At 66.4% G+C, this 14,816-nt stretch carries 17 protein-coding genes; 7 read left to right on the forward strand and 10 right to left on the reverse strand.

The annotated features are described in order from the left end of the window. Positions 1-61: 61 nt before the first annotated feature. From J2X98_RS04490 to J2X98_RS04505, 4 genes are all read right to left on the reverse strand, one after another. A complete protein-coding gene (locus J2X98_RS04490) occupies positions 62-763 on the reverse strand; it encodes an esterase/lipase family protein (protein WP_307304679.1) in 702 nt (233 codons plus the stop codon). A 58-nt stretch (positions 764-821) separates the two neighbouring features. Next, positions 822-2,039: an MFS transporter gene (locus J2X98_RS04495; RefSeq protein WP_307304680.1), complete on the reverse strand. Its 1,218-nt coding sequence runs from the start codon at positions 2,037-2,039 to the stop codon at positions 822-824. Between the two features lie 90 nt (positions 2,040-2,129). Further along, positions 2,130-2,567 carry a hypothetical protein gene (locus J2X98_RS04500; RefSeq protein ID WP_307304683.1) on the reverse strand — a complete coding sequence of 146 codons (438 nt, stop codon included), beginning with the start codon at positions 2,565-2,567 and terminating at the stop codon, positions 2,130-2,132. 72 nt (positions 2,568-2,639) lie between these two features. Further along, positions 2,640-3,254 carry a PAS and ANTAR domain-containing protein gene (locus J2X98_RS04505; protein WP_307304684.1) on the reverse strand — a complete coding sequence of 205 codons (615 nt, stop codon included), beginning with the start codon at positions 3,252-3,254 and terminating at the stop codon, positions 2,640-2,642. A gap of 189 nt (positions 3,255-3,443) precedes the next feature. Here J2X98_RS04505 and J2X98_RS04510 point away from each other — a divergent pair, with 189 nt between their 5' ends. Continuing rightward, complete coding sequence (locus tag J2X98_RS04510; RefSeq protein WP_307304686.1) at positions 3,444-3,785, forward strand: hypothetical protein; 342 nt, start codon at positions 3,444-3,446, stop codon at positions 3,783-3,785. A gap of 51 nt (positions 3,786-3,836) precedes the next feature. Here the strand turns inward: J2X98_RS04510 and trxB are convergent, their stop codons facing one another. Beyond that, on the reverse strand, positions 3,837-4,814 hold the full coding sequence (gene trxB / locus J2X98_RS04515) for a thioredoxin-disulfide reductase (RefSeq protein WP_141940443.1): 978 nt from the start codon (positions 4,812-4,814) through the stop codon (positions 3,837-3,839). A 315-nt stretch (positions 4,815-5,129) separates the two neighbouring features. On the opposite strand from trxB, the gene J2X98_RS04520 reads away from it, so the two are divergent. Next, entirely contained in the window at positions 5,130-5,453 is a 324-nt protein-coding gene (locus tag J2X98_RS04520) for a hypothetical protein (RefSeq protein WP_307304691.1), read from the forward strand. A 174-nt stretch (positions 5,454-5,627) separates the two neighbouring features. Here J2X98_RS04520 and J2X98_RS04525 read toward each other — a convergent pair whose 3' ends face one another. Both J2X98_RS04525 and J2X98_RS04530 read right to left on the reverse strand, forming a co-directional pair. Next, the gene (locus J2X98_RS04525) at positions 5,628-6,068 is read right to left on the reverse strand and encodes a hypothetical protein (RefSeq protein ID WP_307304694.1); all 441 of its coding nucleotides are present in this window, start codon (positions 6,066-6,068) and stop codon (positions 5,628-5,630) included. A gap of 62 nt (positions 6,069-6,130) precedes the next feature. Further along, the gene (locus J2X98_RS04530; protein ID WP_141940441.1) at positions 6,131-6,649 is read right to left on the reverse strand and encodes a MarR family winged helix-turn-helix transcriptional regulator; all 519 of its coding nucleotides are present in this window, start codon (positions 6,647-6,649) and stop codon (positions 6,131-6,133) included. A gap of 205 nt (positions 6,650-6,854) precedes the next feature. Between J2X98_RS04530 and J2X98_RS04535 the strand changes: the two genes are divergently transcribed. Together J2X98_RS04535 and J2X98_RS04540 are read left to right on the forward strand one after the other, a co-directional pair. Beyond that, positions 6,855-7,628 (forward strand): ANTAR domain-containing protein, encoded by a 774-nt coding sequence (locus J2X98_RS04535; protein ID WP_307304698.1) that lies wholly within the window; start codon positions 6,855-6,857, stop codon positions 7,626-7,628. A gap of 324 nt (positions 7,629-7,952) precedes the next feature. Then, positions 7,953-8,099, forward strand: a complete 147-nt coding sequence (locus J2X98_RS04540; protein ID WP_160147549.1) for a hypothetical protein — start codon at positions 7,953-7,955, stop codon at positions 8,097-8,099. Here the strand turns inward: J2X98_RS04540 and J2X98_RS04545 are convergent. Next, the gene (locus tag J2X98_RS04545) at positions 8,096-9,367 is read right to left on the reverse strand and encodes an MFS transporter (protein ID WP_307304703.1); all 1,272 of its coding nucleotides are present in this window, start codon (positions 9,365-9,367) and stop codon (positions 8,096-8,098) included. The two genes, J2X98_RS04540 and J2X98_RS04545, sit on opposite strands and share 4 nt — an antisense overlap. Beyond that, on the reverse strand, positions 9,357-10,637 hold the full coding sequence (ftsW, locus tag J2X98_RS04550) for a putative lipid II flippase FtsW (RefSeq protein WP_307304706.1): 1,281 nt from the start codon (positions 10,635-10,637) through the stop codon (positions 9,357-9,359). Before ftsW ends, J2X98_RS04545 begins: the two co-directional genes overlap by 11 nt. A gap of 202 nt (positions 10,638-10,839) precedes the next feature. On the opposite strand from ftsW, the gene J2X98_RS04555 reads away from it, so the two are divergent. From J2X98_RS04555 to J2X98_RS04565, 3 genes are all read left to right on the forward strand, one after another. Continuing rightward, positions 10,840-12,375, forward strand: a complete 1,536-nt coding sequence (locus tag J2X98_RS04555; protein ID WP_307304709.1) for an LCP family protein — start codon at positions 10,840-10,842, stop codon at positions 12,373-12,375. A gap of 87 nt (positions 12,376-12,462) precedes the next feature. After that, a complete protein-coding gene (locus J2X98_RS04560) occupies positions 12,463-12,789 on the forward strand; it encodes an ArsR/SmtB family transcription factor (RefSeq protein WP_141940439.1) in 327 nt (108 codons plus the stop codon). Further along, the gene (locus tag J2X98_RS04565; protein ID WP_307304713.1) at positions 12,786-13,508 is read left to right on the forward strand and encodes a cation transporter; all 723 of its coding nucleotides are present in this window, start codon (positions 12,786-12,788) and stop codon (positions 13,506-13,508) included. Before J2X98_RS04560 ends, J2X98_RS04565 begins: the two co-directional genes overlap by 4 nt. 17 nt (positions 13,509-13,525) lie before the next feature. Here J2X98_RS04565 and J2X98_RS04570 read toward each other — a convergent pair whose 3' ends face one another. Next, on the reverse strand, positions 13,526-14,731 hold the full coding sequence (locus tag J2X98_RS04570) for an acyltransferase family protein (RefSeq protein ID WP_307304716.1): 1,206 nt from the start codon (positions 14,729-14,731) through the stop codon (positions 13,526-13,528). Positions 14,732-14,816: the final 85 nt, after the last annotated feature.

Raw genomic sequence — 14,816 nt, forward strand, 5'->3', positions numbered from 1 at the left:
GGAAAGCCCACGCTTTCCGGGGGAGCACGGCCTTTACCGCGCGTGCGGCCACGCAGCGCCGTCAGGCAGGAAGGTCCAGCTGCTGCACGATGATCCGGGCCGTCGCGGGGTCCCCCAGGATACGAAAGTGGCCCGCCACCGGCAGTTCGATGTTCGTGGCACCGGGAAGGACGCTGCCTTCGGGGATATGCGGATCGAACGGCCCGTACAGGGACGTGATGCGGCTGTTGACGGTCAGTTCACGGGACATCTGGAGCGTCAGCGGGTTCCGCGGGGAGAAGATCCGCAGGCTGGGCAGCAGCATGTAGCGGGCGTAGCGTGATCCGGAAAAGGGGGCGCACACGGCGATCATCCGGTCGATCCGGTGCTCGGGATCCAGGGACAGCATGGTGTATTTGCCAATCAGGCCGCCCTTGCTGTGCGCCACCAGGATGGCATTGTGCAGCCCCGCCTCCTCCACGTGCTGGGCCACCAGCCTGGCGGCGTCCGGCACCTTGAGCTTGTTCCGCTGAAGCACCGTCACCACGTGCACGGGATGCCCGGCATCGTGGATTGCCTGGATGAGCGGCATCATGAACTGCCAGTTTTCGTACACTCCGGGGATGATCAGCACGGGCGCCTTGGTGCCGTTGCGGAAGGACTCCGGCTGCACGCGGGACAGGAATCCGCGGACCTGCCAGCCCGCGGCGTACACATAGTCCTGAGCCCACCACACAGCCTTCTGCAGCGGACTGATGCGGGCGGCGGCGCCGGGATCACTCATGTGTCGAGAATAGCCTCGGCCAACGCCCTACCCACCAAACCGGGCCGCAAACACACCCTTAGTAGTTGCGGCGGTGCTTCAGGCGGGGAATCACGACGGCGAACACGGCCGCCGCCGCGAACCCCAGGATGCCCGTGGCTGAGATCCCCGGGCCCAGGGAGGCGAGCGCCGTCACCCCGGAGAGCAGGACTGGGCCGCCGGTGGAGCCCGCGTCCGCCATGAACCGCCAGAGGCCCAGGAACTGGCCGCGGCCGCGGTCCGGGGAGAAGTCGGCGCCGAGGGTCATCACCAGCCCGGAGCTGATGCCGTTGCCGAAGCCGATCAGCAGCGCCGCCAGCAGCAGCCCCGCAAAGGAGCCGGTGAGCGGGATCAGGAGCAGCGCGGTGCCCATGATCAGCGTGGACGGAACCGCCACCCACTGCCGCCCCTTGCGGTCCATGAGTCTTCCGGCGGGATAGAACACCAGCATGTCGATGGCGCCGGACAGCCCGTAGATAAGGGACGCGGAGGTGGCGTCCATGCCCAGGTGGTCGGACCAGAGCGGAATCACCACCTGGCGGGAGGACCGCAGCGCGCTGAGCAGCAGGATGCCCATGCCGAGCGAAAGGAACACGCCCGCATGCGAGACGGCGACGCTCCGCAGCGTGGGCTGGGGGCCGGCGTCCCCGCCTGGCTGGACATCCGGCGTCGTAAGATCCGGGATGGTGAGGGACAGCAGCGCGGCGGCCGCCATTGCCGCCGCCCCCACCCAGTAGGCACCTGCGATGCCAAGGAACTGCATCGCAGCGGCCCCTGCGAACGGGCCGATGAACACACCGATCCGGTTCACGCCGCCCAGGGTGGACAGCGCCCGGGCGCGGAAGGGCACGGGCACGGCCTCGGTGAGGTACTTCTGCCGGGCCAGGCCAAACACCGACCCGGACATCCCGACGACGGTCATCGCCGCGGCGAGCAGCCACAGCCCGTTCGGGGCCAGGGCGGACATGGCGGCGGCGGCCAGGGCCAGGCCGGCTGCGACGGCGGCGCCCACGATGGACCAGCGCTCACCGAAACGGAGGGTCACCAGGGATGCAGGGAGGTTGAAGAACCAGGACCCCAGCCCGATCAGGGTGACGATCAATGCCGCGACGGCCACGGAGGCACCCAGTTCGCGGGCCGACAACGCCACTACCGGGAGGATGGCACCCTGCCCGATGCCGAACAGGAGCGTGGGACCAAAAGCGGCCACGGCAATTTCGCGCAGGCTGAAGGGCTGGGGATCATTCGGGGAAGTCATCGGATTTATCCTATGGCCGCTCCCTTTCGCCGCAGGATGGGGTGTGAGGCACCCGACAAATCCCGTGCTGGGCGGCGTGCATAGGCAGGCTCAGCGTGCCCTGGGCGAGAACCCGGCCAGCGCGCGGAACAGGTTGATGATCTCCACCACAGCACCGATGATCGAGCCCACGATTCCAAGCACCAGGAAAACCCGCACCAGCACCGGCCAGCCGGACCAGCTCCCGCCGAAGTCGAAGGGGAAAAACTCCCAAAGCCGGAGCACCGCCGCCAGGCCAATACCCATAGCCACCAGGTTCCCGAGGGCCAGGAGTGCCCTGGAACGGATCACCGCGCAGACCACGTTCACGATGATGCCTGCAACCAGGGTGGCATTGATGAGGTCCAGCACGCGGGCCATGTCCGCCGTCAGGAAGGGCAGAACCTGCCAGCCGGGCCAGATGTTGATCCCGTAGAGCAGCAGGGCGTTCACCACGGCGGAGCCAACGCTGCCGCTGCGGCTCGGGTGGATTGAGGTCCTCTCCGCCATGGCAACAGGGTCGCCCTGTGTGCAGCGGGGCCGGAAGTGCCGAAGGTCCCACCGGCAAGGGTCAGCCGGTGGTCAGTATCCCTCGAGAAGTTCCCTGGCTTTGCCGTTGACGGCGGCGTTCACCAGTTCCTCGGCCACAATATGCAGTTTGACGTTGGCGTGCTGGCTGCGGGCGGCCAGCATCTGGAACGCAACCGGCGGTTCCACCCCCTGCAGTGCAATGATGATTCCCTTGGCCTGCTCAATCACGGCCTTGTGCGCGTAGGCGCCCTCGATTGCTTCAGTAGCCGCCTGCTGGGATTCGATGCGGAGGCTCTGGGTCACATCCACCATGAACCCGCGCGCCTGCTCCACCCGGCCGGAGGCTGCAGCCTCTGCCTGCAGAGCAGAAAACACGCGCCGTTCCCTCCCGTGGACGTCGATGACGCGGTGCAGCAGGGCTCCCTGGCCTCCCGACTGCAGCAGGTTCTTCCACACGGCACGGAGCGGCTCGCGGTCCTGTGGGTGTTTGTGCGCCATCAGCAGGTCGAAGGTGGGAACCACCTCCCCCCGGCGCAGTCCGTGGATGCGGAACATCCCCTCGGACCATTTCATCTTTCCTGTGGCCACATCCAGTTCGAAGGTGCCGGACGGGCACTCGGTACCGGCGCGAAGCGGAAAAAGGTAGGTATCAAGGTTTGACCACATATCTTTCTCCAAAGTCGGCTAAACACCCCCAGTCGGCTATCGGCATCACACTAGCCCAAATTCCTTCCGCGCGAAGCAGGCGAAAGACCCGGGGTCGGCAAAAAGCGGGGGTCACAAAAGGCCCCGCGAGGAGTAGCGTTCGCCTTATGGGGCACTGAAGCGCGTCCCAATCCAAGGGGAGGTCAATTCATGGGTGAAGTATGGATCCGCACGCTGGGCAACGGGCTGGTCCGCGCGGACCGGGTCACCGAAATATCTTCCACCCGCGGGTCCCTTCATGAGAACCAGGGGTTTTCACTGAAGGTCATCGTGGACGGCAAGGGCCACGTATTGATTGACGACGGCGACCTGCAGGGGTCGCTGCCCGAGCGGCTGGAATACGCAAGGCACATGGAGGATGCCCTGCTCCTGGCCATCGACGAAGCACGCGGGAACGAGGCCTCCATAGTGATCTCATATGAGCCTGAACGTGAGCGGTGGTCGGCTGCACCCGTTTCCGTATTAACAGGAATACTCCCCGAGGTCGTCTGAACCGGGGAGTCTTCGTCCTGCCCGGGCGCGGTTGGTACCCGGGCAGGAGCCCTAGCTGTGCGTCGGTTCCTCCACCAGCGCGGTGGCGATACTGGCGGCATCCTCCAGCGCCGCGAGGAACCGCTCGGCATCCAGTGCGGCAGCGCAGCCGGTACCGGCGGCGGTAATGGCCTGGCGGTACCGGTGGTCAACTGCATCGCCGCAGGCAAAGACTCCCGGCAAATTGGTGCATGTGGTGGGCGAATCCACCTTGATGTAGCCCTCCTCGTCCAGGTCCACCTGGCCGGCAACCAGGTCAGTGCGCGGCAGATGGCCGATGGCAACGAAGATGCCGGTGGCGTCCTGGTGCCGGGTTTCGCCGGAGCGGGTGTCCGTGAGGGTCACGCCGGTGACCTTTCCGTCGCCGTGGATGGCGGTGACGGCGGAGTTCCAGGCGAAGCGGATCTTGGGGTTGTCCTTGGCGCGCTGGGCCATGATGCGGGAGGCGCGCAGTTCACCCTTGCGGACCACGACGGTCACGGACTTTCCGAAGCGGGTCAGGAAGGTGGCTTCCTCCATGGCGGAATCGCCGCCGCCCACCACGATGATGTCCTGGTCGCGGAAGAAGAACCCGTCGCAGGTGGCGCACCAGGAGACACCGTGGCCGCTGAACTTCTTCTCCTCCGGCAGCCCCAGTTCCTTGTACGCGGACCCGGTGGCCAGGATGACGGCCGGGGCCTCGTAGGTCTCCCCTCCCCCGGTGACCACGCGCTTCACGGGACCCTTGAGGTCAACGGACGTGGCGTCGTCGTACTCGATCCGTGCGCCGAACTTCTCAGCCTGCTGCTGCAGGCCGTCCATCAGTTCCGGGCCCTGGACTCCGGCAGGGAAACCGGGGAAGTTCTCCACCTCGGTGGTGTTCATCAACGCGCCGCCGGCAGTGACGGACCCCGCCAGGACCAAGGGGTTCAGGCCGGCGCGGGCGGCGTAGATGGCGGCGGTGTAGCCGGACGGGCCGGAGCCGATAATGATCAGCTGTTCTTTGCTCATTGGGTGTCCTTCGGTGGCGGTACTGCGGGGGCGTGCCCGCGCTGCTCGGGCGGGGGTTCGATGACTAGTCAATCACCAGGTCCGATTCTTTCACTGCTTGCGGGTGCACGCCCCTGCAAGCTGGGCGGCGAAAGAGGCCGGAGCGTGGTTCCAACCTACCCACGGCCGACCAACTGAGAGGAAACTGCACTCGATGTAATAAACGTCACTGTGTTGCGCGCATCACATTGGTTGCCTAATCTAATGGAGGCTTAAGCAAACAGGCCATGCAAGAAGCTGCAGCGTCGCAGCCAATGCCGGGGAAGGCTTTACAACTTGAACTCAAAGCTAAACATCGTGGTCCGGGTTGATCTGGACCACAGCAAGGCCCAGGTGATTGCAAAGGGGCATATCACCATCCACAGCGTCAACGCCCTCTATGTCGTGGCTAAGCGTGCCAAATCCCTCAAGGGAGGACTGGACCTGGAACTGGATGTCTCCAGCGCCCTGGTGGACCAGGAGGCGCTGGACATGCTCCGCACCGCCTCGGAAACAAGGCACCTGCCCGCCAAAATCGATCCGGCGCAGGTGCCCTGCACCATCAGCGTGCTGGCCGGGCGCCGACATCCACGTCCCTCCGCAGGCCGCCTGGCCGCCTAGCAGTCCCGGCCGCTCGCGGCGCCCACCTTTCGGGCCAGAACCGGCCGTCCACTCTTTCCTTATCCACTCCAGACGACCCGGAGTGCAGCTGCATCTGAACAGACGGATGGCTGCACTTCGGGGACACGCGGACTATGCAGCCCCAGCCCTCCCGGCCCGGGGCTGCAACCACATTTAGGCCAGCGGGCCGCCGGCCAGGAATTCCCGGAGCTCCAGTGCGCTGAGGCCGGCCGCCCTGCCCAGAGCCTCCTGCCCCACGCCTGCGCGGGAGGCGCTCCGGACAGCGTTCTCGAACCGTTCCTGCGCTGCGTCAAGCTCCCATTGAAGGCTCTCCAGCCGGGCCGAGGCCAGGCGGACGGCTTCGAGGGGCTCACCGCCTGTCCCCCCGTCCACCCTGTGGCCGCACGGGCAGGTCCATTCGGCTGCGCCCAGCTCCAGCGGCGCCCATCCCAGTTCGGCTATGGCAACCGGGGCGGCCGTCATCGCCGCGCCGCAGTGGAAGGGAGCAGCCGGGTCCTCGAGCACCATGGGCGCTGATGCATGGCGCGGAACTTCATCATGTCCCGGGACGGGGAGCGACTCTCCCGGTGCCTGGGGTTCAAGTACTGCAGTCATGCGAGCCGCCATCCGATAGTTAACTAACAATGTAGCTAGTCTAACTAGGATTACGCCCTTGTCTACCTGCGGACGGCAGCGGACGCGGCATTGACAGCCTCCACCGCTTCCCGCATGCGCATCAGGAAGTTCATCACCGCTTGAACCTCGTCCGGGGTCAGCGACTCGGCTGCCTCCAGCATTCGCTGGTGCATCTGGTTGAGGTTGTGCCGGACCTCCTCCTCCGCACCGGGAGTAGGACGGAGGATGACGGCCCGACGGTCCGAAGGGTGGGGCTCACGAGTGACATGGCCGCCGGCAACCAGCCTGTCCACCAAACTGGTCATTGACGCTGACGTCACGCCGAGGCGGCCCGCGAGCTCCGTGGGACGGATTCCTGCGCCGGCAGCATCTGCGTCAATGAGGTAGCGCAGCGCCAGGAGGTCGGTCTCCCCCATCGCAACGGAGGAGCGCGTGCGCCGGCGCATGGCGCTTTCTGAGGTCCGGAACTCCCGGAGGGCGTTGATGATGTCAACGGGTCCGGGCTGTCCGCCCTCCACAGGTGGGTAGCTGTGGCCTTCGCTTGCACCGTGCGGGTTCATGCGAATTCCTTCGATATCCTACTTGCTTGGCTGTCTAACAAACCAATGGTAGCCCACTTGGACGGATCCCACCTCCACCACGTTGAAAAGGCCGCACAGGTACTCACGCAGGGCCCGGGGAAAAGTAGAGTACCTGCTACTCGTGCCGCCACCACCCGGTCGCCAATAAGTTTCTAGGAAACCCGCGGCAGGTGGCTGACGGGGTATGACCGGACGGGGGTGCAGGGTGGCGGTTGGCCCGGCAAACAACAAGGGGCCCGAGCGGCAGGGATTCCTGCTGGACCTGGTGACAGGGGCCGACGGGGAGGGGGGATCGCTGCAAAAGCTCGCCGACGGCGCCGCCCGCTGGATCAGTACCACGGCCGGTGCGCCCGTCGAGTGCGCCGCGGTGCTGCACCGGCAGCGATGCTGTCCTTCCATCGCCGGAAGCACTCCGGAGGCGGCAAGCGTTGCCGCGGCCGAAGATGAGCACGCGGACGGACCGGCGGCACTCGGCTCGGCACTGGCTGCGCCCGCAGTGGTCAATGTGGGCGGTTCACGCTGGCAGGCGTACCGCAGGCGGCTGTTGGAAAGAGGCTTCGGCTCAGCACTCGCCGTTCCCCTGGAACTCCAGGCGGGCTCCGCCGGCGCCGTCATATTCCTGGGCCCGCCAAACTTCGGCTTCAACGCCAGGGTGGTCCATGAGGCATCCTGGTTCGCCGGAGTCGCCTCACAAAGCCTGAAACTGGCCCTTGACGTACATGGCGTTATCCGTGCCGGGGACAACCTCAAACAGGTACTGGAAAGCAGGACCAGCATTGACGTTGCCTGCGGAGTGCTCATGGCGCAGAACCGCTGCTCCTATTCGGAGGCATTCGGCAAGCTCGCAGGTACCTCCAGGAACCGCAACCTCAAGGTCCGCAGTGTGGCGGACAGTATCCTCAAGGCGATGCCCAGCGGCGCGCCCGGAACCCGGTTCGAGCCCCCGGCAATTGCCTGATACAGGCGCGGGACCCCTCAGACGCCCGCTGCGGCGGCGTGATGCCTTAGTGGCGTGCCCGTGCGCGGATAAGGCCGGCCGCCACCAGCCCTGCACACCCAAGTGAAGCCAGCATGCCGCCGAGAGCCATGAAGTAGTCGGTAATGGTCATTGTCCTGCGCTCCTTCCGTCCTGCCGATGAGCCCAAGCTACGCGGCGAAACTCAGTGTTGCCTGAAGGATCGCCAGCAGGTTCGGTCAAGATCCGGTAAAGGAAGAATGCGGGGATCCACATACTTGGCCACCGTGACCTTTCCTTTGCCATGGCGTTCCGTATTATTCATGCATGTGGACTAAACAAAGCCAGAGTTTCTGCCCCACCTGCGGCAGGACCACCAATCACGTCACCCACTTCCAAAAGGACGACGCCGGTTCCCTGGTTGCCCACGTCCACTGCGCCGAGTGCCCGGAGACCGCGGCGGCTGTTGCCTAGGCAGTTTCGCTGGACGGAGCGTGCGGACGGAGTACGGCGAAGACGCCCAGTGCGGCTGCCTGGATGAGCGTGATGGTGATGGCCAGGGCAGGAATTGAGCGCTCGTAGAGCAGGCCGATGACGAAGCTTCCGGCCAGCCAGGCGAGCCCGTAGCAGGCCGTGAACATGCCATAGGCACTCCCCCGCCGGACCGCGGGGGCCAGGCCCGCCACACCGGCCCGCATGGTGCTTTCCTGCACCCCCATGGCCGCTCCCCACACCAGCACCCCCACGACGGCAGCCGCGGTGTTGTTGCTGAAGCCCAGCCACGGGACAGCTGCGGCCAGCACCGGCAGCGCCAGCAGGACCTTCAGCCCGATGCGGTCGAAAAGCCAACCGGATACCAGTGCTGCCACCGCGTCGACGCCCATGGCACCGGCGTAGAGGACCGGGACAAGCGCCGGCGGGAGGAGCCCGGCGGCCACCAAATGGAACGAGAGCAGCCCGAACGTTGCGTAGCCGAACATGGTCAGGCTGCTGAACGCGGCGTAGACCCAGTACTGGCGCGGCATGGGAGGAACGTCCCCGGGCACGGCCTGGGCAGGATCGACGCCGGGCGTTGCCGGCTGCGGGCCCGGGGATACGGCGGCGGGCTGCACGGTGGCGGCCTCATACACAGCAGGATCAGGGACCCTGCGGCGAAGCCAGAACAGAATGAGCATGGCTGCAATCCCGGGAACGGCCAGCAGCAGGAATCCGGGCCCATAGCTGCCCGAGAGCGCCAAGGCAACCCCCACGAGCAGCGGCCCCACCAAGGCGCCCACCTGGTCTAGCGCCTCATGCAGGGCGAACGCCTTTCCCTGACCCAGCGCCGAACCGGCCTCCGCGAGCATGGTGTCCTTCGCCGGGCTTCGCACCGCCTTGCCCAGCCGCTCGGCGAGGACCAGGAGGCAGGCAATCCACAGCGCGTCGGAAATTCCCAGCAAGGGGACGGAAATGGCGGTCAGCGCATAGCCGCTGATGGCCAGCGCCCAGCGCAGCCCGGGACGGTCGGCCAGCCGCCCGAACACCAGCCGGAGAACCAGTGCAACCGCTTCGCCGGCACCGGTGACCACGCTGATCAGCAGCGCAGACGCCCCCAGGGCACCAAGGTAGGGTCCGGTGACGCTCCGGGCGCCCTCGTACACCATGTCCATGAGCGCACTGACAATCCCGAAAACCAGGATGAAGCGTATGGCGGTCAGGGGCGCCCCGGGAATCGTCCCGCCGGCGCTGCCGCTAGTGCGCATGCTCCCGGGCCTGCTTCGGGGCGGAGCTGGGGACGGCCGGGCCCGGCAGGTTGCGGCGCCGGCGGAAGGCACGGGAACGGGGAGGGTGCGGAACATCGCCTTCAGGGCGGGTGACCGCCAGGATCACCCCAATTCCGGCGAGCGAGGACACCATGGCCGAGCCGCCGTAAGAGATGAACGGCAGTGGCACGCCGATGACCGGAAGCAGCCCGCTCACCATGGCGATGTTGACCACCGCCTGTCCAAGGATCCAGGTGATCACACTGCAGGCGACAATCCGGGAGAATGTGTCAGTGGTCCGGGCGATGGTCTTGAACACCGCAACGGCCAGGGTGGCGAACAGGCCCAGCACCAGCAGTGTGCCGGCCAGGCCAAGCTCCTCCCCGAGGATGGAGAAGATGAAGTCGTTGTGGGCTTCGGGGATCCAGTTCCACTTCTGCCGGCTTTGTCCCAGGCCCACGCCGAACCAACCGCCGGAGGCGAGCGCATACGCACCGTGCTGCGCCTGGTAGCCCATGCCCTGCGCGTCCTCGTCGGACCCCATGCCCAGCCAGGATGAGATGCGCCCCATTCTGTTTCCACTGGTGGCCGCGAGCGCCAGGGCCGCTACCGCGCAGATCAGGCCCGCAACAGAGAACACCTTCATGCGCACTCCGCCGTAGAACATGGTGGCGGCAAGAATCATCATGATGATCATGGTGGTGCCCAGGTCATGCCCCAGCGCCACGATGAACATGATCAGCCCGCCGGCGGGCCCCAGCGGAATGACGGCGTGCTTCCACTGGCCCAGCAGCGCCTGCTTGCGGTCCAGGATTGCGGCAGCCCAGACAATCAGCGAGAGTTTGGCGAACTCGGACGGCTGCGCGGTGAACCCACCCACGCTCAACCAGTTCCGGTTTCCGTTCACTGACATGCCCAGGGGCGTGAACACCAGCACCAGGGCAACCAGGGAGGCGATCAGCAGCGGCCAGCCCAGTTTCCGGATGCGGGGGACCGGCATCCGTGCCAGCACCAGCATGATCACCACGCCGGCCACGGTCCACATGGCCTGCTTCAGGGGAAGATCGTACGGATTGTTTCCGGCCGCCACGGATTCCACTGACGACGCCGAGGCCACCTCAACGAGTCCGATCGCCGAGAGCGTGAGGACCACGGCGAGGATCAGCGGCCGGAGGCGTCCGGGCGAATCATCTTCCAGCCACACCGCCAGCTTGCCCAGCCCGCGCCGGGCAGGACGTCCGCCCGCGCGCTGCTTGTGTCCTGTGTTCATCCGTCCGTTCCTCAGCCTGCACACCCGGGCTTCCCGCATGGTCGGGTCCGTCACCGGGGGCGGGTACCGCCGAGAAAACACAGTACGCCTCCGCCGGGGCATAGGGCGCAGGCACACGCGCCGCGCCACCAGTTCTAGGGAAATTGCCAGCTTCGGCATGTAGGGTATCGGAAACCTGTCCCCTCCCGAAGGTCATCTTGTCGTGTTCGGTTCCAGAAAATCCCCAAGCCCGGAACAGGAAGGCTCCAGCCCCTTAGCCTACCCGGGCCAAGGCCAGCTGTACGCCGCCAGTTCGCGCCACCTCCGGCCTTCCCGCCGTGCCCCGCGGTGGGTCAAGGTCATCACCGGGGTGGTGTCCGTGCTGCTCCTGGGCGTGCTGGCGTTCGGCGGCTACTGGGTGTGGCGGCTGCAGTCCAACATCAGCACCTCCCAGCTCTCGGCAGGCGGACAGCGGACCGAAGGGGCCGTCAATGACAGCACGGACCGTCTGCAGATCCTGGTCCTGGGCTCGGACACCCGCAGCGGCAACAACAGCCAGTACGGTTCGCCCGATGACTCCTCCGGGTACGGGCAGTCGGACGTGATGATGCTGCTGGACATCTCAGCTGACAACAAGCACGTCAACGTGGTCAGCTTTCCACGCGACCTGCTGGTGGACGTCCCTGCGTGCACGGACTCCAAAACCGGACAGAAGTACCCGGAACAGCAGGATGCCATGATCAACAGCGCCATGAAGCAGGCCGGGATCGGCTGCGCCGTGGACACCGTTAACAAGCTCACAGGGCTGGAAGTGGACCACTTCATGATGGCGGACTTCAACGCCGTCAAGGAGCTGTCCAACGCCGTGGGAGGCGTGGACGTGTGCGTCAGCTCCGCGGTGGACGATCCCGATTCCGGGCTGCACCTGCCCGCCGGCACCTCGCAGGTGCAGGGGGAACAGGCCCTGGCCTTCCTGCGCACCCGGCACGCCTTCACCAACGGCGGGGACCTGGGCCGGATCAAGGCCCAACAGGGCTTCCTCGCCTCACTCACCCGCAAACTGAAGTCCGAGGGCACGCTGGGCAACCCGGAGAAGGTCCTGACCATCGCCGATGTCGTCACCAAGAACCTGACGGTGGATCCGGGACTGTCCTCGGTTCCCTCGCTGCTGACCATCTCCAACCGGCTGAAGAACATCGATCCCGCCAGCGTCAACTTCATCACCGTACCCACGGTGCCGGCACCGCAGGACCCCAACCGGCTTGCCTTGGATGAACCGGCGGCGTCCAACTTCTTCAAGGCGCTGCGCAACAGCCCGGACCTGAGCCAGCCCGCGCCGGAGGCCCCCGCCAGCACGCCCGCAACACCCGCGGCGCCTGCCTATGACAAGGCCCTGCAGCCAGTTTCCATTGCCAACGGCACAGGCATATCGGGCAGCAGCAACGCGATCGCCGGGATGCTCTCCGAGGCTGGATTCACCAAGCTGACCAAGCTGCCGGCCCAGACGCAGGGCCAGACCATGGTCTACTACTCCGCCGGGTTCGAAGATGTCGCCGCGGATGTGGCCTCGCTGTTCGGCCTGCCGGCCAGCAGTGTCCAGAAGGTGGCGAACATCCAGGGCGTGCAACTGTACGCCGGCACGGACTTTGCCACGGGCACCAAACCCGCCGCTCCGCCGTCGCCCGCGGATTCCTCCGGCGGCGTGGTGGCGCAGACCGGCAGCGACCAGACCTGCGAGTCCACCAACCCGATGGGATAGAAGACCGTTCGCGGAACGTGGATTGCGGGGCCCCAGACCCCGCAATCCACGTTTGCGTGAATACAGCATCCGCTGTACTTTCGATCCATGCAAACCCTCACCCATGCCCCGGTACTGGCCCGCTTCGGCCACGCCGTCTCGGATCCCACCCGCGCCCGCGTGCTCCTGGCGCTGGCGGAGGGCGCGTCCTATCCCTCTGATCTTGCGGACAGCGTGGGTGTCTCCCGGCAGAGCATGTCCAATCACCTCACGTGCCTGCGGGGCTGCGGATTGGTGGTTGCGGTTCCGGACGGGCGCCGCACCCGGTACGAACTCGCGGATGCCGGGATCGGCCATGCCATAAGGGACCTAATCACCGTTGTCCTTGCCGTGGACCCCGCCTGTTGCGCCCCCAACGGAGAGTGCCTGGCATGAGCGCCATGAATGTATCTGCCACGCGGCGGCGGGTGCTGACGCGGCGGATCAGGATTTTTGCGGCAGCCACCATCAGCTACAACATCGTCGAGGCGGTGGTGGCGTTGTGGGCGGGAGGCGCCGCGGATTCCTCAGCGCTGATCGGGTTTGGTCTGGACTCGGTGATAGAGGTGGCCTCCGCAATGGCCCTCTCCTGGCAGTTTTCGGCCAAGGATCCCCAGCGGCGAGAGCATCTGACGCTCCGGATCATCGCCGTGTCGTTCTTCGCCCTGGCGGCCTTCGTCGCCGCGGACTCCATCCGTTCCCTGGCCGGCGGCGGTGAAGCGCAGCACTCGGCGCCCGGCATCGCCATCGCAGCACTGAGCCTGGCCGTCATGCCCGTCCTGTCCTGGGCCCAGCGCCGGGCCGGCCGCGAAATGGGATCCAGATCTGCGGTGGCGGACTCGAAGCAGACCCTGCTGTGCACCTATCTGTCCGCCGTACTGCTGGTGGGACTGGTCCTGAACAGCACACTGGGTTGGTGGTGGGCAGATGCCGGAGCGGCCCTGGTGATTGCGGCCATCGCCGTCCGCGAGGGCATCAACGCGTGGCACGGCGAGGCCTGCTGCGGTGTTCCAGGCGCCGCCGGCAGCGAACCGGAGGTTGCCGCGTGCTGCCCGGGATGCTCAGCGACAGCGTCCCGGAGCGTGCTCGGCATTCCCGGGATCAGGGAGAGCTGACGGACAAACTCCTTTTGTCAGCGGGCCAGTTGTCCCTCCGGCTCACGTTCCGGCATTGCCGGTTTGGCCGGGCCGGTGCCTGCAGGCGGGGAAGGCACGACGGCGGGATCCAGCCTTTTGTTCGCCCAGCGCCGGAGCGGCCGCTCCACAAAGCGGAAGGACGCGTAGGCCAGCAGCACGGTAAGCGCTGCAGTCAGGGCGATGCGAAGGGGCAGGGACGGAATCAGCCGCATCAGCAGCAGGTAGACAGGCAGGTGCCACAGATACATGCCGTAGGACAAGTCCCGGCCAGGACGGGACAGCCAGGGGTGGCTGAGGAACCGCGAGAAGAACCCGGCAGGTTGCAGGACCAGGGATCCGATCAGCACGGCGGCCAGCACGGCCAGCGCCGTGGGACCAACGCTCCAGAAAGTGTTGAACCAGGCACCCGGGGCGTCCGGTTCCTTGAGCAGGAACAATGCTGCAACCAGGGCGGCGCCGGCAACCGGGGCGGCCCAGCGGGCGGCGGACGCCAGGGCGTTGTGGACTCGGGAGCCCTTCCGGACTGCGGTGAACAGCAGGGCGAGCGCGCAGCCGGCCAGCAGTTCGTCGGCCCTGGTGTCCGGTCCGTTGTAAATCCGGGCCAGCGGCTGGCCGGCATTGACCAGCAGGAACCGGTTCAGCACGAAAGCGGCGGCCACGGCTGCGGTAGCCACCGCTGCGGTGCGGACCCTCCAGAAGCGGAGCATCGCCAGCAGGAGCAGCGGCCACACGAGGTAGAACTGTTCCTCCACGGCGAGCGTCCAGGTAGGGCCGAGGGTTTCGCCGGCGATGGACTGGCCGAATGCGCCGAAGTGCGCCAGGTTCATCACGTAGCCGGCGGCCGGAAGGACGAACCCCGCCTGGCCGCCCCAGCCTGAGGCCGGGAACACGAGGCCGACGCCCACGATCACCGCGCAGAGTGCCAGCAGCGCGGGCCAAAGGCGCGCCAGGCGCCTGGCGTAAAAGATGCCCAGGCGGAGCCGGCCGGTGGCCATCCATTCCTTCATGATCAACAGGGTGATGACGAAACCGCTCAGCGTGAAGAAGACGTCGACGCCGATGGAGCCACCGGGCATCGACTCGGTAGCCGTGTGAAAGAAGAAGACGCCTGCCACGGCGATGGTGCGAAGCCCGTCCAGGGCGTGCTTCCGCCCCGCGATGAGTCCTGCTCCGGGCACGGCCTCGCCGTCCGCTGCTGACAAAGTTCCACTGCTTGACCTCAAAACCACTAAGCAAGCATATATAACGTTTCCATAACCGGGCTGTGCCCCGGCTGGGAAAAGCATG

Source organism: Pseudarthrobacter enclensis, assembly GCF_030811655.1.
Classification (GTDB): domain Bacteria; phylum Actinomycetota; class Actinomycetes; order Actinomycetales; family Micrococcaceae; genus Arthrobacter; species Arthrobacter enclensis_A.

Excerpts from the sequence above, each read along its gene's own strand:
- J2X98_RS04490 (WP_307304679.1), bottom strand. The coding sequence starts at position 763 with ATGAGTGATCCCGGCGCCGCCGCCCGCATCAGTCCGCTGCAGAAGGCT.
- J2X98_RS04495 (WP_307304680.1), bottom strand. The coding sequence starts at position 2,039 with ATGACTTCCCCGAATGATCCCCAGCCCTTCAGCCTGCGCGAAATTGCC.
- J2X98_RS04500 (WP_307304683.1), bottom strand. The coding sequence starts at position 2,567 with ATGGCGGAGAGGACCTCAATCCACCCGAGCCGCAGCGGCAGCGTTGGC.
- J2X98_RS04505 (WP_307304684.1), bottom strand. The coding sequence starts at position 3,254 with ATGTGGTCAAACCTTGATACCTACCTTTTTCCGCTTCGCGCCGGTACC.
- J2X98_RS04510 (WP_307304686.1), top strand. The coding sequence starts at position 3,444 with ATGGGTGAAGTATGGATCCGCACGCTGGGCAACGGGCTGGTCCGCGCG.
- trxB (WP_141940443.1), bottom strand. The coding sequence starts at position 4,814 with ATGAGCAAAGAACAGCTGATCATTATCGGCTCCGGCCCGTCCGGCTAC.
- J2X98_RS04525 (WP_307304694.1), bottom strand. The coding sequence starts at position 6,068 with ATGACTGCAGTACTTGAACCCCAGGCACCGGGAGAGTCGCTCCCCGTC.
- J2X98_RS04530 (WP_141940441.1), bottom strand. The coding sequence starts at position 6,649 with ATGAACCCGCACGGTGCAAGCGAAGGCCACAGCTACCCACCTGTGGAG.
- J2X98_RS04535 (WP_307304698.1), top strand. The coding sequence starts at position 6,855 with ATGACCGGACGGGGGTGCAGGGTGGCGGTTGGCCCGGCAAACAACAAG.
- J2X98_RS04540 (WP_160147549.1), top strand. The coding sequence starts at position 7,953 with ATGTGGACTAAACAAAGCCAGAGTTTCTGCCCCACCTGCGGCAGGACC.
- J2X98_RS04545 (WP_307304703.1), bottom strand. The coding sequence starts at position 9,367 with ATGCGCACTAGCGGCAGCGCCGGCGGGACGATTCCCGGGGCGCCCCTG.
- ftsW (WP_307304706.1), bottom strand. The coding sequence starts at position 10,637 with ATGAACACAGGACACAAGCAGCGCGCGGGCGGACGTCCTGCCCGGCGC.
- J2X98_RS04560 (WP_141940439.1), top strand. The coding sequence starts at position 12,463 with ATGCAAACCCTCACCCATGCCCCGGTACTGGCCCGCTTCGGCCACGCC.
- J2X98_RS04565 (WP_307304713.1), top strand. The coding sequence starts at position 12,786 with ATGAGCGCCATGAATGTATCTGCCACGCGGCGGCGGGTGCTGACGCGG.